1 protein-coding gene is annotated in these 655 nt (G+C 18.9%); it reads right to left on the bottom strand.

Annotated features, from left to right (window positions below; genetic code table 11):
* Positions 1 to 543, bottom strand: a 543-nt coding sequence (locus AWT72_RS08720) for a hypothetical protein (RefSeq protein WP_067143674.1), incomplete at its 3' end; no start/stop codon positions are given.
* Positions 544 to 655 lie beyond the last annotated feature (112 nt).

Below are 655 nucleotides of genomic sequence, written 5' to 3'. Positions count from 1 at the left end.
ATCATAGTTGGTCTCCTTTACATTTTTAAACATATAATTTTTTCTTTGTTTTAATGAATTAATAGATATATTGTATATATCATCTATATTTATTAGATTTTTTTCTTTAAAATAACTAACTAATATTTTTTTATCATCTATTATTTCTTTTATAAAGCCTAAAATTATAGTATCTTTATCAAATAATTTTATTTCACAAATGATATTTTTTGAAATCAGTTCTTTTATAATATTTATAATAACCTTTTTACTATCTATTTCTAATTCAGAAACTTTATAAATATAACTATTTAATATATTTTCCTTAGAATTTTCATTCATTAAAATTTTTATTTCATCTAAATACTCTGTATTACTTGAGATCATATCAATATCTTTTTTTGACAAAAGCATATATCCATTTTTTATGCCCTGTGTATCAATTTTTTCGATTATAATATATTTTTCATCTTCTGCTCTTATATATCCAACTTCAAAAGTTTCATTCTTGGTTTTTCTATATATTTCAAGCAACTGGTCAGCATATAATTCTATATATTTCATTATATTACCCCTTTTCTATTTCTATATTTTAAGTATATTTTACCTTGAAAATAAGAATTAGCAATTAAATATTGTCATATTAAATAATAACTATGTAAAACTCCATATCATT

The organism is Oceanivirga salmonicida, assembly GCF_001517915.1.
GTDB lineage: Bacteria > Fusobacteriota > Fusobacteriia > Fusobacteriales > Leptotrichiaceae > Oceanivirga > Oceanivirga salmonicida.
This window is presented reverse-complemented; position numbering and strand designations above follow the sequence as displayed.